This is a genomic window from Sphingomonas sp. KC8 (assembly GCF_002151445.1).
Taxonomy (GTDB): domain Bacteria; phylum Pseudomonadota; class Alphaproteobacteria; order Sphingomonadales; family Sphingomonadaceae; genus Sphingomonas_E.
Genome location: NZ_CP016306.1, coordinates 3,410,503 through 3,437,500, shown reverse-complemented (window position 1 = coordinate 3,437,500; position 26,998 = coordinate 3,410,503). Strand labels below are relative to the sequence as shown.

The following is a 26,998-nucleotide window of genomic DNA, read 5'->3' as shown; positions in this document are numbered from 1 at the left end:
TAGCAAACCGTTGGTTTCAGCCACTCACCCACGTCTCCGGGATCGGCTTGGTTCGCGGGCTATAGCGAGGACATTGCGGGGGATCAACCGGCTGTTGCAACTTACTTGCGTTCAGCATGACTCGGGTCAGCGCGGGATCGACTCGGATCGTCGCCCGTTCATTGCCGGGCAAGGCGTTATAGCGTTAACGTCCGCTGTTTGGCCGCCTCCGGGGGACGTTCTAATGCCTAAATTCCTTGTTACCTGTCTGCTTGGTATCGGCGCCTTCGCGCTGGCCACAGGCCCGGTCGCGGCCCAAGTGAAGATGGTCGATCCCAATGCGGCCATCCAGTCCGACGTTACCCCCGTCCCCCAGAGCGAAGCGGATTACGGCACCGCCGTTGTACCGACGGCGGATCAGGTGCCGGTCGAATCCGTCCCTGCGCCGCAGGCTGCCACCACGACCACGACGGACCCGAGCGCGACCTATCAGGAGAATGACGTCCTCGCCGCAGCAGAGGGCGTGTTCGGACGCGGCGCCGAAGGGCTTGCCAAGATGATCGAGGGCATTCTCAAGGATCAGGGCCAGCCCAATGGCTATATCGTCGGGCGCGAAGCGGGCGGCGCACTCGCCATCGGCGTACGCTATGGTTCGGGGACGATGTTCCACAAGGTCGAAGGGCAGCGCCCGGTCTATTGGACCGGCCCGTCCGTCGGCTTCGATTTCGGCGCAAATGGCGCCAAGACCTTCGTGCTCATCTACAATCTCTACGACAGTCAGGAACTCTATAAGCGCTTCCCCGCGGTAGAAGGCACAGCCTATGTCATCGGCGGATTCACCGCCAGCTATCTGCGCCGCGGCGATGTCGTCCTGATCCCGATCCGCCTTGGCGTCGGCTGGCGGCTGGGCGCCAATGTCGGCTATATGAAGTTCAGCGAGAAATCGAAGCTGCTGCCCTTCTGATCCCGGGCGGGCCGATCGCACCGGCCCGCTTGGCGATCATGGCCGGTAAGTCGCTTCGAAGCGCACCGGCCGGCCTTGGGCCGCATTGGCCAGCCCCCCGTCCCACATCACCCGCTGGCCGCGAATGATCGTACCCACAGGCTTGCCGGTCAGTTCCATGCCGGTGAAAGGCGACCAGCCGCACTTCGATGCGAGCCAATTTTCCTCCACTGTCCACCGCGCCTTCAAGTCCACGATCGAAAAATCGGCGTCATAGCCGGCCGCGATCCGGCCTTTGGTGACCAGCCCGAACACGCGCTGCGGGCCGGCCGAGGTAAGGTCGACCAGCCGTTGCAAGCTCATCCGTCCGGCCGCGACATGATCGAGCATCAGTGGCAGCAAGGTCTGCACGCCGGGCATCCCCGATGGCGACGCCGGATAAGCCTTGGCCTTTTCCTCGCGCAGATGCGGCGCGTGGTCCGATCCCAGCACGTCGGGCACGCCCTGATTGAGCCAGTGCCACAAGCCGTCGCGATGCGCGCCCGATCGGATCGGCGGGTTCATCTGCGCGAAAGTGCCCAGCCGCGGATAGGCGTCTTCGCCCGCCAGGGTAAGATGTTGCGGCGTCACTTCGCAGGTGGCGATATCCTTGTGGCCGGCAATATATTCCAGTTCGGCCGGCGTGGTGATGTGCAGGATGTGGATCCGCCGTCCGGTCCGCCGCGCCAACGCAATGATCCGCTTCGTTGCCAGCAGCGCACTTTCATCATCGCGCCAAACGGGGTGCGATGCCGGATCGCCCTCGATCCGTTCGCCCAGCCGCGCGTTCATGCGCGCTTCGTCCTCGGCATGAATCGCCACGCGGCGCGTGCCCGATCGCAGCACGCGTTCCAGCGCCTTATCCTCGGCGACGAGCAGGCTGCCGGTCGATGCACCCATGAATATCTTGATGCCAGCCGCCCCCGGCAGGCGCTCCAGTTCCGCGCAATGGTCGGCATTGTCTGCGGTCGCGCCGACATAGAAGGCATGGTCGCACCACATCCGCCCTTCGGCGCGGGCGATCTTGTCGGCCAGCGCGGCCGGTGTATCGGTATTTGGCTTGGTGTTCGGCATTTCGAACACGGCGGTCACCCCGCCCAGCACCGCGGCGCGGCTGCCGCTTTCCAGATCCTCCTTGGCTTCCAGCCCCGGCTCGCGGAAATGGACTTGGCTGTCGATCACGCCCGGCAAAATGGTGAGGCCCGTGCAATCGATCACCTCGCCGGCGGCGCCGACATTGCCGATCCGTTCGATTTTGCCGCTGGTCACGGCGATATCGGTTTCAACCGGTCCACCGGGTGTCCAGACGGTGCCGTTCTTCAGGATCAGATCGTGGGTGGGCATCATGGTCTCCGTTCGTCCCCGGCGTTCGCGGGACGTTTCCAGCGCCGTATCGCGATCGCCGCGACACGGACGGGTTTCTTTTCGATCTTCGCCTCCCTAACTCTTCCACATGCAGCAAGCCACCCAAACCGCCACGCGCCCAACCATGCTCGCCGATCGTGCCGTCATTCGCCTGTCGGGCGAAGATGTACGCGGCTTTCTCCAGGGCCTCGTCACCAACGATGTCGAAGGCCCCCTGCCCGCCTGGTCGGGGCTGCTCACTCCGCAGGGCAAGGTGCTGTTCGATTTCCTGCTCTGGGCCGATGGCGACGATATCCTGATCGATTGCGAGGCAACGCAGGCCGATGCGCTGGTCCGCCGGCTCAGCCTCTATCGCTTGCGCCGACCGGTCACGATCGCACGGGATCCGGCATTGGCAGTCCACTGGGCGGATGATGGCGAGGCGGGCGTTGCCGATCCGCGCCTTGCCCTGCTGGGTCGGCGATGGATCGCCGCACCGGCCGAAGGCGATGCCAGCCCTGCCTGGCAGGCGCACCGCCTTATGGCCGGCGTACCGGAAGGATCCGCCGAATTCGGGCAGGACAAGACGCTGTGGCTGGAAGCGAACGGCCGCGAACTGAACGGCGTCAGCTTTACCAAGGGCTGCTATGTCGGGCAGGAAAATACCGCGCGAATGCACCATCGCAGCAAGGTCAACCGCCGGCTGGTCGTGCTCCCGCTTGCGGGCGAAGACGCCGCCGATCTGCGGGCAATCTATCCGGCGCTGGGGCTGGGCGTCGTTTTCCGGCGGGTCGAAACGCTCGATCCGGCGATGCTGCCGGACTGGCTGGCGCGCGCCGTCGCCGAATAATCCTCAGCCGAAGATCGTCGCTACCCGCCCCGCCAGCGGCCCCAGCGGTGCATTCGTGAAGTCGCGGCGCGAACCCCACGCACGGGCATCGGGGTCGAAATTTTCCGGCTGGTGGGCAAAGCAGGCGCCCGGCGGCGGGTTCGGCACATCCCGGTCCAGATCGGGATCGAACAGGCGCCCCAGCGAAATGAACACCGCGCGCCGCACCAGCATCGCGCCTTCCCGTTCGCGCGGTTCCAGATCGGCCGACCAATGCTTGATCTGGCGCAGGCTTCGTCCCGCCGAACCATGCGGCGGCAGGATCGTTTCCCGGTCGAGATGCCAGGTGAGAACAGGTTCGCCATTGCGATCGATCGTCGCCATGCGCTTGCCGTCCACCATGTCCGTGACGATCATGCGGAACAGTTCAGGCCGATCGCCCGACGCCTTGTTCGCTGCGAACACCGCCAGATCAAACAGGTGCGTGCAATGCGACAGAACCGAATCAAAGCCGGCCGCATCCGCCAGCGCCGTCCCTTTCAGGCGCTCGACAAGCAGCGGCCCGGCGCCGGCGCATGTTGTCCACGGATGGCGGATCGTGGTTGCCGCGACATTGGTGATGCGGCCATCGCGATGGTCGAGCGTGATTTCGAAATGGTGGAAATCGTCTTCGACGAACGCGGATACGCGTCCCGGACGCGGATCGACGAGCACCGTTCGCCTCAATCCAGCTTCACCCGGCATGAGTGGCGCGGCGTCTGGTCTGGTCCGGTGATCAATAGGCTCGCTCATCAGGCGGCGATGCTCCGCATGCCCCGATTGTCATGAAATGCGAGCCGCGGCGGGGCACGAAATGCCGATTCTCCGGCTGGCTTTTCCGCGCGCCGGTCTGTGAAAGCAAGCAGGTTGGCAACAGCGATACATGCCGGTTGCCGAATGCCCTCCCCCGCGCACGGGGGAGGGACGGGAAAATCAGCCCTTGATGTCAGCCCAGGCGAGCGACGTCTTGGCGACGCGGCCTTCGACGCTGATCGTCGCCAGCGGCACGCGATAGATCTTGGTGTTGTAAATGAAGGTGGCGAAACCGTCGCTCTCACGAACCTGCTCGACGCGGCCCAGTTTCTTGCCGGTATTGTCGACGAGCGAGAAGCCCTTCTTCACGGCCACAGCGGCGGCGGCGGTATCAGCCGGCTGCGCGATGGCAACAGCCGGAACGACCAACGAGAGAGCAAGCGCGCCGCGCAGCAAAAACATGTTCATATTGAGCCTTTCCAATCAAAACTGGGGGATCACCCCTCAAAATGCGTTGCGCATGGCAATCTATGCTGCGCGTGCGAGCGCCATGCCGCATACATCCGAGTCGCTCAAGCGCTAATTTTCGATTCTGAATCGGAAAGACTCGCAGAATTGTTTCTCAGTGACGAAGCATAACTTTCAAGCTGCTGGCCCCTGTGGGCGCGCGCCGCCACAGATCACATCGGTAATCTGCTCGGTATCGCAATATTCCTTAAACTCGACGATGCGACCATCGCGTAATCGCGCGAGGAAATGATATTTATTATTGTAATCCTTGCCGGAAACATGCCGCGCAAAGGATTCCGCCTCGATCGCGACGCGATCATCCTGCGCAGTGATTTCATGGATCTCGAACCGAACCCCTTCTGGAAACGCCTCGTAGATCCGGCCCGCCGCCATCGCCACCTGCTGCTTGTCGAAACTCCCCGAAATCAGCGTGCCGCCCATCGTGACGCAGCGGCCATCATCGGCATAGCTGTCGACGATCGTCGCGACGTCGCCCGCATTCATCGCCGCGAAGAAACGGCGCATCACCGCCACATTGTCCTCAACGCCCATCATTATCTCCCATCTCGTCGTCGCCCCGAATCAAGTCGAGACGGTCTGTGGCCATCCTTGCGGAAATGCCGTGACGAAGCAGCATGTTCCTGTAGGATGCGTAGTCAAAGCGGCCATCAAGATCGCAAATCGGGGAGGAACAAGCGCGTGGAGCAGAGCAGCATCGTCCGGCCGTCTGGCCGAACACCCTATCGCGGATGGCTGGTCGTGATCGCCGGCTTTACCTGCGCGATGCTCACCGTCGGCGCGACGATCTATTCCTTCACCTTCTTCGTCCCCGTTCTGGTCGGCGATTTCGGGCTGACTTACGTGCAAGCCAATATCGGGATCATGACGTTGCTGGTCGGCATGATGATCTGGTCGCCGCTGGTCGGCCAGTTGATCGATCGCCTGCCGATCCGGCTGATGATCTGCATCGGGGCCGCGCTGTTCGGCAGCGGCTTTGTGCTGTTGGCCACCGCGGATTCGCTGAAAGTGATGATGATCGCGGCCGCTGGTCCGATCGCCTTCGGCATGGTGGCATCTGGGGCGATCGCTGCGAATGCGATAACCGCACGCTGGTTCCGCCGTCGCCGCGGTCTGGCCATCGGTATCATCGCTGTCGCTACGTCGTTTGGCAATGCGGTGATGTCTCCCATCGCCGCCAATGCGATCGAATCATTCGGCTGGCGGACGGCGGCCCTGTCGATCGGCATCGGCGTCAGCGTCGTGATCGCTGCTGTCGCTTTGCTTTTGATGCGCGACCGGCCAACCGAAGCGCAGTTGATCGCGGGTGGCGAGATCGTTCCCGACGCGGTCACCGGGCAAAACCCGGTCGACGAACCCGTCTGGACGCTGCGGGCGATGCTGCGCCAGCGCAATTTCTGGCTGATCATGTTCGGCTGCGGCCTGATGCTGGCAAGCGATCAGACGCTGATCCAAACCAACGGACCCTACTTCAAGACGAAGGGCATTTCGCTCGTCGATGCCTCCTGGCTCGTCTCGGTCGGCGGCATTTCCGCGGTGATCGGCAAGCTGGCCGCCGGCTGGCTGGCGGATCATATCGACGTGCGCAAGGTTTCAGCCGTTGTTGCCCTGTGCCACATCGTCCTGCTCGGCTTCTATATCGTCTGGCCCGGCTATTGGGCGATGCTAGCAGCCTTTGCGCTGATCGGACTTGCGATCGGCGGCGTATTCCCGGTGTGGACCGTGCTGACCGCCAACAGTTTCGGATCGCGCAGTTTCGGCACGGCGCTCGGGGCGATGGCACTGGGCATGCAGCCGCTGTCGATCGCGACGCTCTATGCCGTCGGCCGGGTACGCGACGCGACGGGCAGCTATGATCTGGCCTTTTATGGCCTGCTGGGCATGGTCGTGCTGGCGTTCATCCTCATTTCCCTGACGCGGCCGGGGGCCTGCACACCACAGCGATAAGCATTCGTCAGGCCAGTGCCGCGTCCACCTTGCGCAGGCGATCGGTCAGTTGCGTCTCGCCCGCAAGGCCATCGCCTTCGGCCTCATACTCGATTTCGTACAGGCCAGCATAACCCGAAACGCGGATCGCCTGCAGCAGCGGCGTCCAATCGATGGTCCCGCCACCGACATCGATACGCCCCGGCCCGTCACCCATCGGCATATCCGCCAGCTGGACAGCGCCGATCAGATCCGCCGCGCGGGTGAACGCCGCCAGCGGGTCATCGCCATTCATCGCGACATGGCCGGCATCGAACATCAGGCGCACCGCCGGGTGGTTCGCGGTGCGCACCACGGCGATTGCATCGTCGAACCGTTCGACCAGCATATCGGGCAGCCAGCGCGGCGACGTCATCTCCACGCACAACATCACCCCGGCGGCGGCCGCGTCATCCCCCGCCATGCGCAGATTATCGGCCATCGCCGCCAGCTGTGCCGCCCTGTCGCGCGCAGGATCGAACCCGGCAACGCAGATCACCGTCCGTCCACCGATCCGGCGCGCGGTATCCAGCGAATGGCCCAGTTCAGCCTTCAGCGCCGCGCGCCCATCAGCCTCCACCGCGCTCCAGCGCGGCAGGTTCCAACCCAGCGGATCATGGACGAAACTCGCCATCCGCAGCCCGCGCCGCGCCGCATGCGTGGCCACCCGCGTCTGTTCATCGGCCGGGCGCAACGCCGCATAATTGTCCTGCACGCCAGCAAAGCCCAGATCGGCGATGAAATCGATCTGATCGAGCGGATCGACCGATCGCGCCGAATGACGGAACAGCGGCGCATCCGGCCCACGCAGGCCCAGATGCGCGGTCCAGGGCAGGGTCCAGTTCATCGGCTTTGCAGAAAATCGATCAGAACGCGGTTGAAGGCGTCCGGCTGTTCCTGCTGGATGAAATGGCCAGCGTCGGCCACCTCGACAATTCCCTCAAGACCCGGCACGCGCTTTTCCATCCGTTCGCGCCATTCGGGGAAGAAACCGAACGACGGGTCTTTCGCGCCGTAAACGAACAGGGTCGGCACGGTCACGTCATGGTCCGCCCACGCGCGGCCGCTTTCCCAATTGGCGTCCGCGGTGCGGTAGGAATTAAGCCCGCCGATCACCCGTTTGGTCACGTCCGGGTGCATATAGCCATCGACGAAGCCGGCAAACTCCGCTTCGCTCAACCAGCGCCATGGCAGATCGGGCGTCGGCGGCAGCGCATCGAGATAACCGCTGCCCTCGCTCGGCACGTCAAGCCAGTTCCACAGATTGCCCTCGGCTGACAGCGCATAGAAATCGCGCTTCAGGAATTCCGGCAGCTTTTCCGCCAGTTCGCGATCGGCCGGGCCGACCTGCTGGAAATAATGGAAGTGCAGAAAATGCTCCGCGGCCATCGCGGCAAAGCGGGTCGATGGCGGGTGATCGGTCGATGCCATCACCGGCTGTGGCGGGGTTCCCGGCGGCAGGGTCGGCTGCGATCCGAGCATCGCGCGGCCTGCAAGATCATAGTCATAGGGAATTGTCGTCACCAGCGCGCGGACCCGTTCGGGCGCGCGGACCGCCAGGTTCCACGCATATTGCGCGCCGAAATCCTGGCCGATGATGAATGCCGTCTCCGCCCCAAAATGATCGAGGATCGCCAGCAAATAGGCCTGCATATGATCGGAATCGTACAACGCCGGATCTGCCGGACGATCGCTTTTGCCATAACCCAGTGAATCGATCGCGACCGCCATGAACCCGGCCTCCGCCAGCGGCGCCATCTGGTGCCGCCACGACCAGGACAGGCCGGGAAAGCCGTGGATCATCAGGACGAGAGGGCCTTGCCCCGCGATCACCGCGTTGATTGCCACGCCGCCCACATCGATCCGTTCTTCGCGCATCCATTCCTCCGCTTTTGCTTCTCAATCGGGCGAGGCCGCGTATCGGGCAAGGGGGCGCTATCGAAATGAAGACATGAAGTGCGCTTCGCTCAGTGGCGCTTTATCCGCCGGCCCGGCTGTGCGATGCCGGGCACCGATGATCACGATTCCCTTGCTCCTGAGCATTTTCGGCTGGGCCATCTTCGCGCCCGTGGCGCTGGTCGGCGCGGTGTTCGCGGTTGAAATGGCTGTCGGGCTGGCCGCCGGCAATCGGCGCGATGCCACACCCCCGCTCGCGCCAGGGGACATCGCTCTCGTCATCCCCGCGCATGACGAAGCCGCCGGCATCGCCGCGATCATCGCATCGCTCAAAGCCGTGCTGCCAGCAGCCGTGCGCATGCTGGTCGTCGCCGACAATTGCACCGACGCCACCGCCGCAATCGCGCGCGACGCCGGGGCAGAGGTGATCGAACGAACCGATCCCGATCGGCGCGGCAAGGGCTTCGCGCTTGCCTTCGGCCGCGATCATCTGCGCGCCCGCCCACCGCGCGCAGCGATCGTGATCGATGCCGATTGCACCGCCGAACCCGGCGCGCTCGAACGGATCGCCGCGCTCGCGGTGGCACGGGGGCGCCCGGTGCAGGCCGCCTATCTGCTCGTGCCCCGCCGCGATGCGGCACCGATGGTGCAGATTTCCAATTTCGCCTTCCTCGTGAAGAATCTCGTCCGGCAAAATGGCGGCCGCGCGATCGGCGCGCCGGCGCTGCTCACCGGATCGGGCATGGCTTTTCCGTGGACGATCTTCGAACAGGCGGCTCTCGCCACCGACAATATCGTCGAGGATCTGGCGCTGGGGATCGATCTCACCCGCGACGGCCACGCACCATTATTCGATCCGGGCGCGCGGGTGTGGACCCAGCCGAGCACCACCGACGGCACACTTACCCAGCGCACCCGCTGGGAAAACGGTTTCATCACCGTCGCCCGTCGCCAGGCCGTGCCGCTGATCGGCGAAGGGCTGCGCCACGCCCGCCCCGCCCTGATTTGGACCGGGCTGCATCTGCTCACCCCGCCGCTGGCTTTGCTGATGGCGCTGAACGGGGCGGTCCTGCTGCTGCTCGGCGGGCTGCTGCTGGCTGGAATGGCCCCCGCCTCGTTCGGGGCGGCAGCAGCCCTGTTCACCGTCAACACGCTGCTCGTCATCGCCGCATGGGCACGCCATGGCCGCGCCTATATGGGGCTGGGCACGATCCTGCGCCTGCCTTTCTATCTGCTGTGGAAATTGCCGATCTATCTGCGCCTCGTTCGTGGCGGCGAAACCCGCTGGATCAGGACCGAGCGGGAATAGCCCCGCCACTCCGCATCGGCGGCAATGGCGGGACTATGCGTGGTTACGCCTGCGCCGCCAACGCCTTACGCTTGGCCACCGCCGCCGCGATCAGCGCCAGCCCGCCGAAATAAGCGATGCCCGATGCGATCCCGAAGAAGATCTGCTTATAATCGGCATGGCCCACGATATGCGGGATCGTCGCCACGGTCAGGAAGATCATCGTCCCCATATTCACCGCAACCCGCGCCCAGCCCATGATCATCGCATAGACCAGCACCAGCACGACCGCGCCGAACACCGCCATACCCGGCCCTGCGCCGATTGCAGCGGGCAGCAGCGCCATCAGCGCCGCCGTGCCCGCACCGACGAACGATCCGGTCGCGGCTTTGACGATGCGATCGGGTTTGGCCTCTTCTGCCATCGACCAGTAAAGCAGGAACAAAAAGCCCGCCCACAATTCGCTCAGGTGCAGCGCCACCGCCACTGCAATATACCCACCGATCACCAGAATCACGGCAAGCAGGATTCCCAGCCCCTTCACCGGCGACATCGCCTGCTTTTCCATCAACCCTCTCCTTTATGTGGATTTCAGCGCCCGATCCTTCACCGCATCGTGGCGCCGCCATCCACACTGAGCGTCTGGCCGTTGATCCACAAGCCATCATCGGAAAAGAGCATCGCCACCATCGCGGCGATATCGGTCGGCTCACCCAGCCGCGTGCTGCGCGTGCCGGCAATGGCGTGGCGGCGAAACTCTTCGGGCAAATGATCGCGGGTCTTTTCGGTGTAGACGAAACCCGGCAGGATCGCGTTCGATCGCACGCCCTGTTTGCCCCAGCGCGATGCAATGTGCCGCATCAGCGCGTTCACGCCCGATTTTGCCATGCCATAGGCCACCCGTTCCGGCTCGCCGATCACCGACGATGCCGAACTGGTGAAGGCGATCGCACCCTTGCTGGCGATCAGATGCGGCAACGCATGGTGCGCGATCAGGAAATAGCCCCGCATATCGACCTGAATGGTCCGGTCGAACACGTCGAGCGGACAGGTGATCGCATCGCCATCCACCATGATCGCCTGCATGTCCGCCGCGTTGGCCAGCACCGCATCGAGGCCCCCCAGCCGTTCGGCGGCAGTAGCGACAAGCGCCGCGATCGACGCTTCATCCGCCTGGTCATACGCGATCGCAAACGCATCCCCGCCCGCTGCGCGGATACGTTCCGCACACCGCTCGGCGCCGTCCATGAACAGATCGCCCACCACGACGCGCGCGCCCTCGCTAGCCAGTCGTTCTGCCGCGGCGGCGCCGATTCCGCCGCCCCCGCCTGCAATCAGGATCGCCTTGCCATCCAGTCCGCGCATGTCGTGATGCTCCGTGTTCGTTCAGCCGCCCAGCACCGTCCGCCCGAAGGCGCAGAAGCTGTGGCAAAGCCGGGTGTCGATCATCCAGTCGGGGCATTCAGGATCGAACCAGCGATCGATATGCGCCCAATGATAGGGGTGGAGCATGTAGGGGCCCATCAGCCCGTCGATGCTCGCATATTCCTGTTCCCAGACATGGGTCCAGCGGCGCTCGCCACGCGGTTCGATCACCCGGCTCAATCGCCAGTTGCGGATCGCGGGGATATAATGCGGCATCCTTACCGTTTCCGCCTCGAAACGGTGGAGCACATCGGCTGCAACCGGGCGATCGACGCTCAGCAGCAGCGCGCGATAGACGCCGCTCGCAAGGCCGGGTTCGCCCACGCCATGGCGGCCGTGGCGATAGAAGGCGCCATCCGAACGCGTCACGCCTGATCCTTCCAGCACAACATCGATCGCCGGCAGCGCATCGCGATACGCATCCTCATCGGCAAAATCGAAATGCGCGATCAGATCGCCGCCGTTGAACACGCCCGGCATCGTCGGCGCGGTCGCGGCACCAAGCCCCGCCAGTGCGGCCGACACATCATCGCCGGCGCCTTCGGCAAGATGGACAAGGCTGACCAGACTAAACATGGGTGATCTCCGCGATATCGGCTTCGGCGGTTGCGAAGTATCGGTTGCGGCGGACGATCATCTCGTCGGCCTCGGCCCACCAGTCGGCCACCGCCGGATCGTTGCGCCCCTGAAAGCTCATCCCCCACCAGGCGGCGGCGCCCTTCAAGGTCCAGCTGATCTGAATGGTATTGCTATCATCATTCAGCCACATCGGCGGCGACACGAGGATGCGATCGAGCGTCATCCCGCGCGCCTCCGCCCCCGGTGCATAGCGCTCGCGATAGGCGGCAAGCAGTTCCTTGCCACGTCCCGGCAGGGCTGTGATTTCGTCGATCACAAAGATGGTCGTATCGGCGCCCATGGCGTCTCCTTCAGAATCCGGCCGGCGCGATCGCCGGGTGCGAGAATGCCGGCGGTTCGCGCGGCGGCATGGTATCGTTGCCATCGAGCGTGCGCACCGTCAGCCGCTGACTATGCGGATAGTGCATCGAAAAAGCGATCAGTCCCGTCCGTTCCACCGCCGGACGATGGCACATGGCCAGCACCGTCTCAGCCAGATATTCCACATCCTCGGTCGGATAGTCATCGGGGATCAATTGCGAAGCGCCTGGCGTGCGGATCGCCGTCGATGGGCCGACGACATTGACGGCGATGCCATGGTCGACAAGCTCGGCCGCCAGGCCTTGGGTGAAGCGGTGAAGCGCCGCCTTGATCGCCGCATAAACCACGTCGCCGCCGGCCCGGGCATAATCGGGATAGGGCCGCGTCGGCGGCAGCGCCGTCACCGATCCGATATTGACGATCCAGCCGCTGCCTTGCGCCTTCATGTGCGGGATCGCCGCCGTCGCCAGTTGGAACGGCGCGCGCAGATAATGGGCGAATGTGCGGTCGAACGTATCGAGGCTCATCGCATCGACGCGGGCATAATCGGCAAAGCCGGCATTGTTGACGAGGATGTCGATCCGCCCCGCAGCCGCCACGGCGCGTGCAACCAGCGTGTCGCGTTCCTCCGGCTTTTCCAGATCGGCGGCAACCGCAATCGCCCGGCCGCCTGCTTGCTCGATCAGTTGCACCGTTTCGGCAAGTGTGCCGGGAACCACCTGGTCGGTGCCGAACCGTTGCGAGGCCCCGGCCTGGTTCAGCGAACGCGCGCTGACGATAACGGTTGCCCCGGCAGCGGCCAGCCGCTGCGCTATGGCACGGCCAATCCCCCGGCTTGCGCCCGTGACGAGCGCCACCCGCCCCGACAAGACCTGTTCGGGATCAGCCATGATTGCAGTCCTTCATGAAAAAATGGGGGGATGCCGCCTGCGGCATCCCCCGGAACATCAGAAGCGGATACCCGCTTCGATGCCATAGGTGCGGCCACGTTCGAAGGTGGTCGTCAGCGACAGCACCGGCGCACCGAACGGGTTGTAATCGACGTCGAACAGGTTCTGGCCAAACAGCGAAATGCTGGTTTCCACCCCGCCAAGCGGAATGTTCGCCACGCCGATCCGGCCATCGACCAGCCAATAAGCCTTGGTGAACGCGTGATCTTCCAGCGACGAAATCGTCCCCGTCAGATCGCGGATCGGCGTTGAAACCAGCGGCGCCTTCGATTTGTAACGCCCTTCGAGGCGCGCGAAGCCATTGCCGCCACCGCCGAATTCGGGGGTATCATATTGCCCCGAAATCCGGCCGGTCCACTTGGACGAATAGGTCGTCCGCGCGAACGACGCCACGTCGACATTGTTCAGGATGAATGTCTTGTAGTTGAAATCGGTGAAGCCCAGATTCCCGCTCAACGTCAGGCCACGAACGGGAATGACGTCGATTTCGGCTTCGAAGCCCTTGATGCTTGCCTTGCCGGCATTGTCGAAAAACTGCCGGCCATTGATGAAGTTCTGCGTCTGCAGATCCTTGTAATCGCTGTAGAAGGCCGCAAAATTGGCGCGCACCCGATTGTCCCACAGCTTGGTCTTCAGGCCGATTTCATAGGCCGTCAGCGATTCCGGCTTGTACGGAATGCCGCTCAAAATGCCGCCCGCGACATAGCCCGACGACGCTTTGGCATAAGCGGTGATATCATCGGTCGGCCGGAAGGTGGCGATCGCGGTGAAATTCAGCTTCTTGTTCGTCGTCTTATATTTGCCCACACCAAGCGCGCCGCCCTGTGCGCCGGCGATTTCGTAGATGTTCGTCTGGCGATCATCGATCGTGTAGCGCAGACCCCCGGTCAGATCGAACCGATCGGTGACATGCCAGGTCGCCTGCCCATAGACCGCCATCGAATCGTTGATCGCAACGGTGCGCGTCACGCCGCTGCCGAATGTAGAATCCAGCGACGGATTGAAGTCATTTTGGTCGACAACACCGTCACCGTTCAGATCGAACGGCAACTGCCCAACCGGCAAGTTCGGAATAAGCCCGATATTCGACATGTTGAGCACGACACCGTTGGCCACCGGCTGGAAGATGCCCAGAACGTCGGTCGCCGGTGAGTTTTCGTGGAAGTAGAAGGCACCGGCGGTCAGTTCCCACGCATCATGCGTGATCTGGAACTGCATTTCCTGGCTGAACTGCTTCTGGCTGGTCGATCGCGACGTCAGCAGCGAATAGAAGCTGTCGTTCGCCTGCGGCAGATTAGCCGGATCGAACAGCGTTGCCCCACCATCAAGCAGTAGGCTGCGCAACTGTCCCAGCGTGAATTTCAAGCCGCCAGATGCCGCCAGATCGTAGATGTTCGGATCCTGCTTGAACTTGCGATAGGCGGTGATGCTCTTCACCGTCAGCACATCGCTGACGTCCCAGTTGAACGTAAGGCTGTGGCCCTGCGTCACGACATGTTCCGTGCTCGACCCGTTGGCGACAGCGCTGAGCCGCGAGTTCGAGACGTTCGTGATCCCCCCGATCCCCGGAACCGCCTGCAGATTCACGATCGGCCCAAGCAACTGCCCCGACGCATCCTGCAACGGGCCGAAGCTCTGCACCGCACGGCCGACCGCGCGCGCATCAGTATAGTCGAAGCGATAATCGACGGTCAGCGCATCCGACGCGTTGATCCGCGCGGCCACCTGCACGCCATCGATATTACGCCCACCCAACTTCTTCGCCAGCGTCTGCGGCTTGAAGCTCGGGTCGCGCTGGCTGAGGTCGATCACCCGGCCGCCAATCAGGTTGGTGACGTCGCCGTCAATCTGGTCGTGGAGGTACGACACCTTGACCGCGAGCGGCCCCAGCGCCGGCAGGTCCAGCGTCAGCTTGCCGCGCCACGCATCATAATTGCCGTAGGAACCCGTCGCCTTCAGCCCCCATTCCCCCTTGGGCGCTGCGGTAACAAGGCTGATCGCGCCCGACGTGGCGTTGCGGCCGAACAGCGTGCCCTGCGGCCCGCGCAGCACTTCGACCCGTTCGATATCGGCCAGATCGAACACCGAACCGACGGTGCGGCCGATATAAACGCCGTCGAGATAGATGCCGACCTTGGGATCGACCGCATTGTTCGACGTGCCCGAAGCAATGCCGCGGATGATGATCGTCGGGTTGGATTGCAGCCCTTGCGTGTTGATCTGCAGGTTGGGCGCGATACCGGCAAGGTTCTTGACGTTGGTGACGCGCAACTGATCAAGCTGTTCGCTGCCGATCGCGGTGACGGCGACGGGAACATTCTGCAGCGCTTCTTCGCGCCGCTGGGCGGTCACGACAATGTCAGCAATACCGATCTGCTCGGACGCGCCACTTGTTTGCTGCGCCATGGCGGGAACTGAACCGAAGAATGCAGCGCTGCCAAGCAACGCCGTCACAAACGACTTCCGCATTTGCATCTCTCCCTGATGATCCGACCGGCTTGCACACCGGTTCGTTACGCATCGAAGCTATATTAGTTTTTTAAGGCAGCAACCCCGTCACATATCAATGAACCGGCGGTGTGGTAATCATGTCCCACCCCGCCGGTTCTGCCACTTTTATTCGGCCGCCATGCTGTAGGCCGCATCGCTTTGCGGGCGGAGGAACGCACCCGGCCGCTTGCCGGTCGGCTCGCCACCGTCGAACGTCGCCTCGCCATTCACCAGGGTCAGCCGCATGGGCGCCGGATCGCGGGTATAGCGCCAGGTGATTCCGCCCTTGCCGTCGGGCACGTCGAATTCCTTGCGCTCGTCACGCCGTTCGATTTCGTCGAGGTGGAACACAGTGACATCGGCGGGTGCCCCCACTTCCAGCACGCCGCGGCCCTTCAGGTTGAAATGCTTGGCGAGCTTGCCTGTCTGGACGTGAACGGCTTCCTCGATGCTGATTTTGCCTTCGCGCACATAATAAGTGAACAGCAGCATATTTTCGCCCGGCCCGCAGAACATCTGCGCGTGGGCGCCCGCGTCCGAAACATTGCCCACCGACATCGGATCGCGGATCAGTTCGATCACCAGTTCCTCGTTCATCGGAAACGGCGCCATGTGGATGGTGGATTTGACGCCGTTCTTCAGCACCCAATCGGCCATCGCGTCCGATCGGTGGGCGATGCCTGCCTGCTTCATATAATCGCTCAGCGACAGGTTGATCGGGCCTGCGCCATTGTCCGAATTGCGCAACAGCAGATCATCCGGCCGGTTCATCGGCGAATGGCCCCAGGCCTGCGTGTCCCAGCTTTCGCGCGCCCGCGCCCGCCATTCGGGATCGGCCAGCAGCCGTGCTTTTTCTTCGTCCGTTTCGGCCAGCACCACTTCGTGCCACGCATAATCGTTCGACTGGGCGAAGATCAGCGATTTGGTCAGCGACAATGTGTTGGTCGGCGAAACATGGGTGTAGGCCGTCCAATAATCCTTGCCCGCCGCCTTGAAGCCATCATGCAGCACCTGCAACGACGGCAGCACCGGTTTCTGGAAATCCAGCGTCGGCAGGCCCGCCCATTGCATGCGGACATTCTTGCCTTCGAGCAGGCGGCCCATGCGCGCCACCATGTCCGGCCCGGTCATCCGCATGAACGTATCGATGATCACCTGCACCGCGCTGCCGGGATAGCGATCGAGCACGTCGAACAGCGCGCTATATTCGGCGTCATCGGCCAGCATCGTCGGCACCGGGCGATCATCGCCATCATGATCGAGCAGGTTGGTCGACAGCCCCAGCGCGCCGGCGGCAAGCGCATCATCCAGCAATTCGCACATCCGTTCGATTTCCAGCGGTGTCGCCGTGCGTTCCCACGCATCGAGGCCCATCACCGCCAGCCGGATGGCGATATGGCCGACATAAGCGGCATAGTTCAGCGGGATGCGCACCTTGGACGTCAGCGACGCCTTATATTCGCTCCACTTGCGCCAGTCCCATGGCAGTTCGGAAACGAACGGCTCCTTGGCGATATCCTCGAAGAAGGAGAAGATGTTGATCACCTCCTGCGTCGCGGCCTTGTCGTCGGAAATCGGCGCGCAGGAAAAACCGCAATTGCCCATCACGATCGTCGTCGCGCCATAACCGGGCAGCGGGTTGAGATCGTCCTGCCACCACATCGTCGCGTCGAAATGGGTGTGCGCCTCGATAAAGCCCGGTGTCACATGGCAACCCGTTGCATCGACCACGCGTTCATCGCCACGCGGGGCCAGATCGGGGCCGATTTCGGCAATGCGGTCGCCGGCGATGCGCACATCGGCACGGTAAGCCGGCGTCAATTTGCCATCGACGACGGTGCCGCCCTTGATCAGGATATTGGCCATCTCTCTCTCCTCGATTGTCATCCCGCCGCTGGTTGATTATCGCGGCTTGGGATGTTTGTTATTCTTATTTAGTATCTGGGATAAACTAATCAGTGAAAGCCGACAAGGGGCAGAATCGCGCGCCCGCGCCAGACGATCGGAAAGCATCCGCGCCGCCGCGCGGGCGCCCGGCCACATTGTCCGCCGACGCGATCGTCGATACCGCATTGAAATTGCTGGATGCGCATCCGAACGAAGAGCTTTCGATGGCCCGTATCGCCCGCGAACTCTCGGTTTCGCCGCCCGCGCTTTACCGCTATTTCGCCACGCGTACCGCGCTCCGCGACGCCATGTCAGCCAGTGTTTTCGCCGGGTTCCCGGATATGCCGGCGGATCGGCCGTGGCGCGAACAATTGCTCGCCTGGCAGAATCAGGTCGCGCTGCTTTATGAACGCCATCATGGCGTGATGATGCTGATGGGCTGGGACGACAAGCTCGCCGGGCCGTGGCTCAAAGTGCAGGCTCCCGTGCTCGTCCTGCTGCATCGCATCGGATTTTCGAAACTGTCGCTGGTCGAAACCGCCAGCTGGTTCCTCGCCGCCACCGTCGGCCTGATTCGCACCTATCTGGCGGCCGATTCCGAAGCCCTCAGCCGTTCGGACATGGTCGAATTTTCCGAAGGGCTGGATCATCTGACTGCCGGTCAGCAGGCACTGGTCGAAGAAACCCGCACCTGGATTCCCAGCAGCGATCCGGCCCGCATCCTCAACCTCGGGTTCGAAGCACTGGTCGACGGCGTCGCCCGCGAACTGACCCGGCTGGAGAAATGAGCCGGCGGCCCGGATACACACCCCCATCCGCGACCGCCCGCTTTTAGGCGATCGACTGGGTGCAGGCTACGCCCGGAAAGCCGGGGGAGTGGACGCTAGCCCTATTTCTCCCCTCCCTGGAAGGGAGGGGCTGGGGGTGGGTGTCGCCGTAGGCGATCAGCGCATAGGCCGAGGAAGCTCGCTCCGCTCGCGACCCACCCCCGACCCCTCCCTTTCAGGGAGGGGAGAAGGACATCCGCAATGTCGCGTGTACTGACAGGCATGAACTCGGCAGAAAACGGAGAAAGCTGCCTGTCGGGAATCAGGGCGCGTCGCCAAACCGCCCTTCAACGGCTTTGTCGGGAAAGCGGACATTCTTCCCCCGTCACCCCGGGCTTGACCCGGGGTCCCGCTTCTTCTGTTCTGCTGTCATGGAACGGGATCGGCAAGGCGGCTGGGCCTACATCATGGCCGATCGCTATCGGGGCACTATATATGTGGGCGTGACATCCCATCTGGCGGCACGCATTCACCAGCACCGCACAGGTGATGGGTCGGATTTCTGCCGGCGTTATCGGCTGGACAGGCTTGTGTGGGCCGAACAGGTGGCCTCCATCATCGATGGTATCGCACAGGAAAAGCGCCTGAAGCGCTGGCGGCGCGAATGGAAATTCGCGCTGATCGAGCGGGGCAATCCCGAGTGGCTCGATCTCTATGCGCACCTTGCCTGACGCCACCGTCAAAGCGGGACCCCGGGTCAAGCCCGGGGTGATGACGAGATTTAACGAACGTCCGCAATGTCGGCGGGTCCTGACAGTCCGATTCTGGGTCAAAATCAGAGAAAGCCGGCGTTCAGCCAATATGCGGGCCGCCCCCCAACGTCGGCCCCGGCCGCCCGGTGGATTGATCCCGCTCGGGCTCGCATCCACCGGGACGACATGTCTCAAGCAGCGTTTCAGATCACCGGGCGGGCCGCCGCCGGGCGAACCGCCGAACAGGAACCCGGCGTCGCCTCCGTCGTCGACAGATAATGCGGCGTCAGCGCGGTCTTTTCATTTTCCAGCACCGCTTTGGTCACCGCGATCGCCTCCAGCGCCTTGGTCACCCCTTCACGGGTCAGCGCGAAATTGGACAGATAGGTGCCCAGTGTCGGCGATGTGTTGCCCAACCCGATTTGCCGGATCAGGATCGCCCCAGAAACCTGATCGCGTTCCGCCGCTGCGGTCAGCGCACCCAGATTGGCGATGTTCAGGCCCGCTTTCAGCGTCTTGATCTGCGCTTCAATTTCCAGGCCGACGCCGGTACGGATGCGGCCTGCCGCCGGATTGCCTGCCAGACAATAATCGGCACGATATTGCTGCCAGCGGAACAGCATCTTGTAATCGCCCTTCTTCACCGATGCGCCGATCGGCAGCAGCGAAAAAGATCCCGTGCTATCGGCCTGGCTGATCTGCACGAAGGCTTCAGCAGAAGGCAGCAGCGCCCGTTTCTGGGCCTCGCTCAACGCCGCCCAATAGGTTTCGGTCATCCGGCCGTTCGCCGGATTGATATATTTTATCTTTTCCGCCGGAACCGGCTCCAGCGGAACCTGCGGGGAAACCGCCGGCACAACAGCATCGGCTGCCACCGCGCCGATAGCCGGTGTCGCCATCATCAACAGGCCGATCGCCCCCACTCCAATCTGCTTCATACTCCCCCCTTTTTCTGGCGGTGTATGTGCAAGCATCAGGCAGCCAAGTCTAGCGCCATGCATTATTTCGAATGATTTCCTGGCGGTTTACCGGAATATCCCTCCGATATCCTTTGCCGATGCCCGGACAGTGGCAACCTTTACTCGCCCCGCCATTCGGGTTTTCTTTTTTCGGCAAAGGCGCGCGGGCCTTCCTGGGCATCCGCGCTGCGATAGGCGCGCTCCCACGCGTGGCGGGCGGCGCGCAGCGCGGCGGTGCGCCCCATTTCGGTCGCAAGCTGCACCGTTTCCTTGCCGGCCAGCACCGACAGCGGCGCATTCTCGACGATTTCGGTCGCCAGCTCGATGGCGGCATCCAGCAATTGTTCCGGTTCGGCCAATCGGTTGACCAGTCCGATCTCATAAGCCCGCGCCGCCGTGATCGGTTTGCCGGTCAGGATGATCTCCATCATGATCCGTTGCGGGATCATATGGATCAAGGGCGCCGCCCAGGGTGATCCTCGCCCGACCTTCGCTTCGGTGATCGCAAAACGCGCGGTTGTACTCGCGACGCACAGGTCACAGGCCTGCGCGATCAGCCAGCCGCCGGCATAAGCCACGCCATTCACCGCGGCGATCGTCGGCTTGGTCACCTCCACATTGTCACCCGGCACCGGGAACATGCCGCGCGGCGGCACGGTCAGTTGCAGGTCGGCCATTTCCTTCAGGTCGCCGCCTGCGCAAAAGGCTTTGGTGCCCGCCGCCGTCAGGATCGCGACGCGCAGCGCCGGATCACCCTCGAACCGCTCCCATGCGGCGAACAGCCCGTCGCGGACGGCACGGCCCAATGCGTTATGCACGTCCGGCCGGTTGATGGTGATGATGGCGATGCCATCGGTGCGCGCGTCGAACAGAACCGCGTCGGTCATCAATATCCCCTTTTCGCGATGGCGAATGCGGCGCGATCCAGGTCCTCGCGGAAATCGGGATGGGCAATGGCCACCATCCGCCGCGCCCGTTCGGCCAGGCTGCGCCCTTTGAGTTCGGCTACGCCAAATTCTGTAATGATCACATCGGCTTCGCTGCGCGCCGTGGTCACCGGGCCGGCCAGCGTCGCCGTGATCCGGCTGGCCTTGCCGCCAGCCGCTGTCGCTGGCAGCGCGATGATCGAACGCCCACCGGCCGAACGGCTGCCCGCGCGCACATAATCCACCTGCCCGCCGGTCCCGCCAATATAGGCCGGGCCGGTCTGTTCGGCATTGACCTGCCCGGTCAGGTCCACCTCGACCGCCGAATTGATCGTCACCAGTTTCGGGATCGCGGTCAGCACCGCATCGGCGTGCGTCAACCGCGACGATCGCATTCCAACAGCCGGGTTGCGGTGCGCGAAATCATACAGCCGCCGCGTCCCGATCAGCGCCCCGGTGATTGAGACCCCCGTCTCGAACGGTTTGGTCGCATTGGTGACAACACCAGCCTCAACCAGATCGACCAGGCCGTCTCCGATCATCCCCGAATGCACGCCCAGATCGCGCCGGTCGCCGATCAGTCGCGTCAGGGCATCGGGTACCGCGCCGATGCCGATCTGCAATACCGTGCCATCGCCGATATACGACGCCGCGTGACGGGCGATGGCAAGGTCGCCATCCTCGATCGCCGCCGGCATCACCTCAACGGGCGGACGCGACACCTCGACCAGATAATCAATCCGGTCACGCGGCAGCAGCGCGTCGCAATGGGTAAAGGGTATCTGCTCGTTCACTTCCGCGACCACCACCCGCGCCTTCGCGACGGCGGCCTGCACATAATCGTTGATCAGGCCATAGCTGTGATTGCCATCGGCATCCGCCGGGCTGACCTGCACGAAGGCAATGTCGCAGCCGATAAGGCCCGCCTCGATCATTCCGGCAATCTGGCCGACATGGCACGGCACGATGCCCAGCATCCCGGCCTTCGCAAGCAAGCGCATTGATCCGATTGCGCCCATGCTCGTCAGCGCGATATGATCGGCAATATCGGGCGTCAGCAGTCCGGAGAAGCTGGACCCGGCAAAAGCCGCGACCCCGCCCAGCCCTGCGCGCTGTGCAATCAGCGCCTCGATCAGGGTCGCCGGCTCACCACAAGCCTGTCCCCAGACGATATGATCGCCGGGACGGATGAACGCGCCGAGGTCGATGCCATCGGCCCGCAAAATTTGCGTCATGCAGCGCCCCCGCGCGCGAGCACCGCCTTCGCCCGGTTGAGGTGCGGCAGATCGAGCATCTCGCCACGATGGCCGATCGTCCCCAATCCGGGATTGGCTGCAAACAGATCGACGATTTCGCGCGCCGCTACCAGTTCGGCTTCACTCGGCGTGAATGCGCGGTTGATGATGTCCACCTGCGCCGGGTGGATCGCCATCATCCCACGGAAACCGGCGCGACGCGCCTCCGTCGCCACCGCTTCCAGTCCAGCCTCGTCACGGAAGTCGCCGTGGATCGTCTCGATCGCCGGCACCCCGGCGGCCGCAGCGCCAACCACGCAGAAGGTGCGGGCCAGTTGATAGGGAAAGTCATAACTGCCATCAGCCCGGCGGTTGGTGATTGCACCGATTGCGGTCGCGATATCCTCCGCCCCCCATGTCATCGCGGCCAGCCGGGCCACCCCCTCATAGCTTCCCGTCGCCAGCATCCCTTGCGGCGTTTCGGTCGCCACGATGATCACCTGGGTCAGCCCCGGCTGATCGCCGGCCGCCACTTCCAGCGCTGTCAGGAAATGATCCAGCCTCTCGACATCCGCGCGCCCGCGCGGTTTGGGCAGCATCACCCCGCCCGGCCGCGCCGGAACGATCGCCGCCAGATCATGCAACGCATGCGGCCCTTGCAACGGGTTAATCCTGACCCACAGCCGATCGCGCTGATCGGCGTTCGCGCGCAGAAATGCCGCCACGGTTTCGCGTGCGGCGGGCTTGGCGCTTTCCGCAACCGCATCCTCAAGGTCGATCAGCAGAATATCGGCTGACGTGCCAACGCCCTTTGCCAACTTCTTTTCGCTGTCGCCGGGCACAAACAGCCAGGATCGGGCGGCCGCAGCCCGTTCAGAAGCCGACATTATCCCCTCCCTTCAGCGCCAGAATCGCGCGTGCTTCATCGGGTGTCGCGATTTCCAGGCCAAGTCCTTCGAGAATCTTTCGCACCGTCCGCACCTGTTCGGCATTGGATTGCGCGAGTTTGCCCGGCCCACCCCAGAGGTTATCTTCCAACCCGACACGGACATTACCGCCCATTGCCGCAGCCATTGCGGCAATCGGCATCTGGCTTCTGCCAGCGCCCAGCACCGACCAGCGATAATTGTCGCCGAACAGGCGATCGGCGGTGCGCTTCATGTGCATCACATCGTCCGGATGCGATCCAATGCCGCCCAGCAAACCGAAGCACGTCTGGATGAACAGGGGCGCCTTCACCAAGCCTTCGGTGAAGAAATAATGGAGATGGTAGAGGTGGCTGGTATCATAACATTCGAACTCATAACGAGCACCAGTCTCGTTCAGCGTGCGCAGCGCATGTTCGATATCCTTGAACGAGTTACGGAACACCAGATCACGGCTGTTTTCCAGCATCTGCGGTTCCCAGTCATGCTGAAAATCCTTGTAGCGTTTCAGCATCGGAAACAGGCCGAAGTTCATCGAACCCATGTTGAGCGAAGCGACCTCGGGCCGCCAGACAGTGGCGGGACGAATTCGCTCCTCGATCGGCATGAACGGCGATCCGCCGGTGGTGAGATTCACCACCACGTCCGATCGTTGCTTGATCACGCGCAGAAACGGCTCGAATGCTTCCGGCGTCTGATCAGGGCGGCCGTTTTCGGGGTCGCGGGCATGCAGATGAACAATTGCAGCCCCAGCCTCCGCCGCGGCTAGCGCAGAATCAGCGATTTCAGCCGCGGTCACCGGCAGATGCGGCGACATTGACGGGGTGTGGATCGATCCCGTCACCGCACAGGTGATGATGATCTTTGAAGCCATGGTCATCCTCCGAACCGCTTTCGGCGCAGTCTAGGCGCGCGCCTCTGGATTCGGAAAATGAAGGCGATTCATTATCAAGTCCAGCCGGAATCGCTGGTCGAACGTCGACAATGCGTCACCCTATAGCAACAAGCTCCGTTCACGCCGCAAGTGGAGCCACCTCGATTTCCCCAAAATCACGCGCCAGCCGTTCGAGATTCAGGATCATCACCATCTGACCATCGACCGAGGTTATACCGTCAAGCAATTCATCATCGGCGTTCATGCCAATGGGCGGCGGCGGCTGAACGTCGTTTTCGTCGATCGACGCGATATCGTTGACGGCATCGACGATCAGCCCATGCGGGCGATCGCCGATCTGCAAAACCATGATCACATGGCGGGCGGAAGGATCGGTATCGCCCCAACCCAATCGCGCCGACAGATCGATCACCGGCAGGACCGTACCGCGCAGGTTGACCACACCGCGGACATAGGCCGCCGCATGCGGCAGGGGCGTTGTCGGCGCCCAAGCCCGAATTTCCCGGGTAGCCATGATATCAACGCCCAGGCATTGGGCACCGACCTGAAAGGTGATGAGTTGGCGTACCATCGTTTCTTTTCCCTGGTCCATCACCTCAGAAATCCGTCCATTCATCCTGCGATGCCGGATCAACGGCCAGCGCAAGGTTGCCGGTGGTACGGGGACGGGCAGACGGGCGTGCAGGTTGGGCAGCAGCAACGGGTGCTGCCCGGCCCTGCCGAGGCACAGCGCGACCGGCACTTTCCTGTTCTAGCCGAAATCGCTGAACGAGCGTGATAAGCTGATCCGCCTCGGTTTCGAGACTGCGGGCGGCCGCAGTCGATTCTTCGACCATTGCGGCGTTCTGCTGGGTCATCTTGTCCATATCGGCGACGGCGGTATTCACCTGCTGCATGCTCGTTGCCTGTGCTTCGGCCGATGTCGAAATCTGGTGCGCGAGGCCGGCAATCTCCGAAATTTTGGTCAGGATGCGGTCCAACGCCTGCCCGGTCTGCCCGACAAGCTGCACCCCTGATTCCACCTGCTTCGAACTGGCCCCGATCAGCCCCTTGATATCCTTGGCCGCATCCGCCGATCGCTGGGCCAATGCGCGCACTTCATTGGCGACGACGGCAAAACCCTTGCCCGCATCGCCCGCGCGGGCCGCTTCAACGCCAGCATTCAATGCCAGCAGATTCGTCTGGAATGCGATGCCATCAATCACGCCGATGATCTGTGCGATCTCCTGCGCGGATTTCTCGATATCATCCATCGCGCCGATCGCCTCGCGCACGACACGGCCACCTTCATTGGCGTCGCCCTGCGCATCAGCCACCGATGCATTGACGTGTGCGGCCCCCTGCGCCGTTTCGCGCACCGCGACGGTGATCTGGTCCATGGCCGCAGCGGTCTGCTCCAGCGAAGCCGCCTGTTGCTCGGTGCGCCGCGACAAATCTTCGGATGCCTGGCTGATTTCAGCCGCGCCGGTGTTGATGCTGTCGGCAGTATGCGAAACTTCCAGCAGCGTCTCGCGCATCCGCTCCCGCATCGAATCGAAATCCTCGACCAGCTTGGCGAAGCTTTCAGGCAGCCCTTCCAGCTTTACGGTGAAGTCGCCCTTGGCCAACCTGTCCATCGCCTCGCCAACGCGGTCGATCACCGCCATGCGCTCAGCTTCCTCGGCACGGAAATAGGCCGACAGCGCGATGTCCATGTCGAGCATCGCGCACTTAACCAGAGTGCCGATCACCCGTGATATCTGTTTGCCGCCAAGACGGGCGCGCAGGGAATCAGTTAATAGGCGGCCGATCATATCTTCCAGCACCAGCGCATAAGCGCCGATATACCAGGTCGGCTCCAGCCCGATCCGCGCGTGGATATTGCCGATCTTTTCGGCCTTGGCGAAATAGCTTTCGTCCAGCCGGCGGGCGAACATGCCACGCCAGTGATCGAGTTGCTTATCGCGCGCATGATCCATCATTTGCGGCGACGTAAAAAAGCGCGCAGCCGCCGGTGTTTCCCGCACCTTGCGATAGAAGCGATCCAGCGATGCCGGGGCCACCTTTTCGACCGCAGCGGCGATCGCAGGGAACGCCGCATAATTGTCCTGGTCCAGATTGAAGAAGCTCAAGCGAATCTCGATTCCATCGGTCGTCTGTTTGGGCTGCATGACAACGTGCTCCTGTGGCCAAGAGACGAAGCGCCCGGGCAGGTTAAAAAAGGCTTTGCCACAATCCCCGTTATAGAGTGCTTTCGTCCCGACCGGAGCGGACGACGCACAAATGGGACATGGTTTCACCTGCAAACCATGGGAGGAATCGGTCCGTTCTGGATCAGTCCGTCATCCGGCCAGCCGATTGAATCAACCGGCAAGCCCAGAGAATCAATCGCGGAAGATTACGGTCGTCTGCCCATTGAGCAGGGCGCGCCCCTCAAGGTGGAAACCGACAGCGCGAGCTAGAACCCGGCGCTCGATATCCCGGCCCTTGCGCACAAGATCCTCGGGCGTGTCGGCATGGCTGACCCGTTCGACATCCTGTTCGATGATCGGCCCTTCATCCAGTTCGGCCGTCACATAATGCGCGGTCGCACCGATCAGTTTCACCCCGCGGGCATGCGCCTGATGATAAGGCTTGGCGCCCTTGAAGCCGGGCAGGAAACTGTGGTGGATATTGATGCAGCGGCCGGACAGCCACGCCGCCAGATCATCCGACAAGATTTGCATGTAGCGGGCCAGCACGACCAGATCGACGCGGCTATCCTCGACGATGGCCTTGATCTGCGCCTCCTGGCGCGATTTCGTTTCCGCCGTCACCGGCAGATGGTGAAACGGGATACCGTCCAGATCCAGGGTGTGAAAGCTCTCGCGGGGATGATTGGAAACGATACCCGCAATATCCATCGCCAGTTCGCCGATCCGCCAGCGATACAGCAGATCGACCAGGCAATGATCGAACTTCGATACCAGCAGCAGAACGCGCTGGCGATCGGCCTGCGCGCGCAGTTGCCAGTCCATGCCATAGCTATGGGCAACCGCCACGAAATCCCGCCGCAGGGCCGCAGCATCCTGCCCGGTGGCCAGGTTGAATACGACACGCATGAAAAAGCGGTTGGCGGCGCTGTCGTCGAACTGATTGGCTTCGCGGATGTCGCCGCCATGTTCAAAAAGCGTTGATGCGACACGCGCGACGATCCCCGGACGATTGCGGCAGGAAAGCGTAAGCAGGTAGGTGTCGGTCATCATCATGTCTCGCGGCTCGAATA

General features: G+C 62.9%; 27 protein-coding genes and 1 tRNA gene (1 of these 28 cut by a window edge). 6 read left to right on the top strand and 22 right to left on the bottom strand.

All coding sequences use genetic code 11. The features are described 5' to 3' along the window. Positions 1-38, bottom strand: a tRNA-Ser gene (locus KC8_RS16305); it reaches 54 nt to the left of the window's first position. Positions 39-223: 185 nt separating this feature from the next. Between KC8_RS16305 and KC8_RS16300 the strand changes: the two genes are divergently transcribed. Then, on the top strand, positions 224-943 hold the full coding sequence (locus KC8_RS16300; protein WP_010124297.1) for a DUF1134 domain-containing protein: 720 nt from the start codon (positions 224-226) through the stop codon (positions 941-943). A 36-nt stretch (positions 944-979) separates the two neighbouring features. On the opposite strand, the gene KC8_RS16295 is transcribed toward KC8_RS16300, so the two are convergent. Next, complete coding sequence (locus KC8_RS16295) at positions 980-2,308, bottom strand: dihydroorotase (protein ID WP_010124296.1); 1,329 nt, start codon at positions 2,306-2,308, stop codon at positions 980-982. 142 nt (positions 2,309-2,450) lie between these two features. On the opposite strand from KC8_RS16295, the gene ygfZ reads away from it, so the two are divergent. Continuing rightward, positions 2,451-3,155, top strand: coding sequence for a CAF17-like 4Fe-4S cluster assembly/insertion protein YgfZ (gene ygfZ / locus KC8_RS16290; protein WP_138956625.1), 705 nt, complete (start codon positions 2,451-2,453; stop codon positions 3,153-3,155). Between the two features lie 3 nt (positions 3,156-3,158). Here ygfZ and KC8_RS16285 read toward each other — a convergent pair whose 3' ends face one another. The 3 genes from KC8_RS16285 to KC8_RS16275 form a co-directional block, all read right to left on the bottom strand. Then, positions 3,159-3,926: a hypothetical protein gene (locus KC8_RS16285; RefSeq protein ID WP_138956624.1), complete on the bottom strand. Its 768-nt coding sequence runs from the start codon at positions 3,924-3,926 to the stop codon at positions 3,159-3,161. Positions 3,927-4,106: 180 nt separating this feature from the next. After that, positions 4,107-4,394, bottom strand: coding sequence for a hypothetical protein (locus KC8_RS16280; protein WP_010124292.1), 288 nt, complete (start codon positions 4,392-4,394; stop codon positions 4,107-4,109). A 174-nt stretch (positions 4,395-4,568) separates the two neighbouring features. Further along, on the bottom strand, positions 4,569-4,988 hold the full coding sequence (locus KC8_RS16275; protein WP_138956623.1) for a nuclear transport factor 2 family protein: 420 nt from the start codon (positions 4,986-4,988) through the stop codon (positions 4,569-4,571). Between the two features lie 147 nt (positions 4,989-5,135). Here KC8_RS16275 and KC8_RS16270 point away from each other — a divergent pair, with 147 nt between their 5' ends. Then, complete coding sequence (locus KC8_RS16270; RefSeq protein WP_010124290.1) at positions 5,136-6,401, top strand: MFS transporter; 1,266 nt, start codon at positions 5,136-5,138, stop codon at positions 6,399-6,401. 7 nt (positions 6,402-6,408) lie between these two features. On the opposite strand, the gene KC8_RS16265 is transcribed toward KC8_RS16270, so the two are convergent. Then, positions 6,409-7,266, bottom strand: a complete 858-nt coding sequence (locus tag KC8_RS16265) for a sugar phosphate isomerase/epimerase family protein (RefSeq protein ID WP_010124289.1) — start codon at positions 7,264-7,266, stop codon at positions 6,409-6,411. After that, complete coding sequence (locus KC8_RS16260; RefSeq protein ID WP_010124288.1) at positions 7,263-8,297, bottom strand: alpha/beta fold hydrolase; 1,035 nt, start codon at positions 8,295-8,297, stop codon at positions 7,263-7,265. Before KC8_RS16260 ends, KC8_RS16265 begins: the two co-directional genes overlap by 4 nt. 136 nt (positions 8,298-8,433) lie before the next feature. On the opposite strand from KC8_RS16260, the gene KC8_RS16255 reads away from it, so the two are divergent. Beyond that, a complete protein-coding gene (locus KC8_RS16255; protein ID WP_010124287.1) occupies positions 8,434-9,624 on the top strand; it encodes a glycosyltransferase family 2 protein in 1,191 nt (396 codons plus the stop codon). Between the two features lie 43 nt (positions 9,625-9,667). On the opposite strand, the gene KC8_RS16250 is transcribed toward KC8_RS16255, so the two are convergent. From KC8_RS16250 to KC8_RS16220, 7 genes are all read right to left on the bottom strand, one after another. After that, positions 9,668-10,171, bottom strand: a complete 504-nt coding sequence (locus KC8_RS16250; protein ID WP_010124285.1) for a hypothetical protein — start codon at positions 10,169-10,171, stop codon at positions 9,668-9,670. A 38-nt stretch (positions 10,172-10,209) separates the two neighbouring features. Next, entirely contained in the window at positions 10,210-10,968 is a 759-nt protein-coding gene (locus KC8_RS16245) for an SDR family NAD(P)-dependent oxidoreductase (protein ID WP_010124284.1), read from the bottom strand. A gap of 21 nt (positions 10,969-10,989) precedes the next feature. Beyond that, on the bottom strand, positions 10,990-11,604 hold the full coding sequence (locus tag KC8_RS16240) for a Dabb family protein (RefSeq protein WP_010124283.1): 615 nt from the start codon (positions 11,602-11,604) through the stop codon (positions 10,990-10,992). Beyond that, positions 11,597-11,947: a hypothetical protein gene (locus KC8_RS16235; protein ID WP_010124282.1), complete on the bottom strand. Its 351-nt coding sequence runs from the start codon at positions 11,945-11,947 to the stop codon at positions 11,597-11,599. Before KC8_RS16235 ends, KC8_RS16240 begins: the two co-directional genes overlap by 8 nt. 10 nt (positions 11,948-11,957) lie before the next feature. Next, the gene (locus KC8_RS16230; protein ID WP_010124281.1) at positions 11,958-12,857 is read right to left on the bottom strand and encodes an SDR family NAD(P)-dependent oxidoreductase; all 900 of its coding nucleotides are present in this window, start codon (positions 12,855-12,857) and stop codon (positions 11,958-11,960) included. 57 nt (positions 12,858-12,914) lie between these two features. Then, positions 12,915-15,386, bottom strand: coding sequence for a TonB-dependent receptor (locus tag KC8_RS16225; protein WP_010124280.1), 2,472 nt, complete (start codon positions 15,384-15,386; stop codon positions 12,915-12,917). A gap of 147 nt (positions 15,387-15,533) precedes the next feature. After that, positions 15,534-17,273, bottom strand: coding sequence for an N-acyl-D-amino-acid deacylase family protein (locus tag KC8_RS16220; protein ID WP_010124278.1), 1,740 nt, complete (start codon positions 17,271-17,273; stop codon positions 15,534-15,536). Between the two features lie 92 nt (positions 17,274-17,365). Here KC8_RS16220 and KC8_RS16215 point away from each other — a divergent pair, with 92 nt between their 5' ends. Beyond that, positions 17,366-18,082, top strand: coding sequence for a TetR/AcrR family transcriptional regulator (locus KC8_RS16215; RefSeq protein WP_010124277.1), 717 nt, complete (start codon positions 17,366-17,368; stop codon positions 18,080-18,082). A 410-nt stretch (positions 18,083-18,492) separates the two neighbouring features. Next, the gene (locus KC8_RS16210; RefSeq protein WP_086495608.1) at positions 18,493-18,792 is read left to right on the top strand and encodes a GIY-YIG nuclease family protein; all 300 of its coding nucleotides are present in this window, start codon (positions 18,493-18,495) and stop codon (positions 18,790-18,792) included. Positions 18,793-19,016: 224 nt separating this feature from the next. Here KC8_RS16210 and KC8_RS16205 read toward each other — a convergent pair whose 3' ends face one another. From KC8_RS16205 to purU, 8 genes are all read right to left on the bottom strand, one after another. Then, positions 19,017-19,751: a hypothetical protein gene (locus KC8_RS16205; RefSeq protein ID WP_010123819.1), complete on the bottom strand. Its 735-nt coding sequence runs from the start codon at positions 19,749-19,751 to the stop codon at positions 19,017-19,019. Positions 19,752-19,891: 140 nt separating this feature from the next. Next, positions 19,892-20,659, bottom strand: coding sequence for an enoyl-CoA hydratase/isomerase family protein (locus KC8_RS16200; protein WP_010123820.1), 768 nt, complete (start codon positions 20,657-20,659; stop codon positions 19,892-19,894). Then, complete coding sequence (locus tag KC8_RS16195; RefSeq protein WP_010123821.1) at positions 20,659-21,933, bottom strand: acetyl-CoA hydrolase/transferase family protein; 1,275 nt, start codon at positions 21,931-21,933, stop codon at positions 20,659-20,661. Before KC8_RS16195 ends, KC8_RS16200 begins: the two co-directional genes overlap by 1 nt. Beyond that, complete coding sequence (locus KC8_RS16190; protein ID WP_010123822.1) at positions 21,930-22,820, bottom strand: HpcH/HpaI aldolase/citrate lyase family protein; 891 nt, start codon at positions 22,818-22,820, stop codon at positions 21,930-21,932. The genes KC8_RS16195 and KC8_RS16190 overlap by 4 nt, the downstream gene beginning before the upstream one ends. Then, positions 22,807-23,739 carry a 3-keto-5-aminohexanoate cleavage protein gene (locus KC8_RS16185; protein ID WP_010123823.1) on the bottom strand — a complete coding sequence of 311 codons (933 nt, stop codon included), beginning with the start codon at positions 23,737-23,739 and terminating at the stop codon, positions 22,807-22,809. The genes KC8_RS16190 and KC8_RS16185 overlap by 14 nt, the downstream gene beginning before the upstream one ends. A 133-nt stretch (positions 23,740-23,872) precedes the next feature. Then, positions 23,873-24,325 carry a chemotaxis protein CheW gene (locus tag KC8_RS16180; protein WP_029624301.1) on the bottom strand — a complete coding sequence of 151 codons (453 nt, stop codon included), beginning with the start codon at positions 24,323-24,325 and terminating at the stop codon, positions 23,873-23,875. Between the two features lie 25 nt (positions 24,326-24,350). Beyond that, positions 24,351-25,904 (bottom strand): globin-coupled sensor protein, encoded by a 1,554-nt coding sequence (locus KC8_RS16175; protein WP_010123825.1) that lies wholly within the window; start codon positions 25,902-25,904, stop codon positions 24,351-24,353. A gap of 213 nt (positions 25,905-26,117) precedes the next feature. Continuing rightward, complete coding sequence (gene purU, locus KC8_RS16170; protein WP_029624303.1) at positions 26,118-26,975, bottom strand: formyltetrahydrofolate deformylase; 858 nt, start codon at positions 26,973-26,975, stop codon at positions 26,118-26,120. Positions 26,976-26,998: the final 23 nt, after the last annotated feature.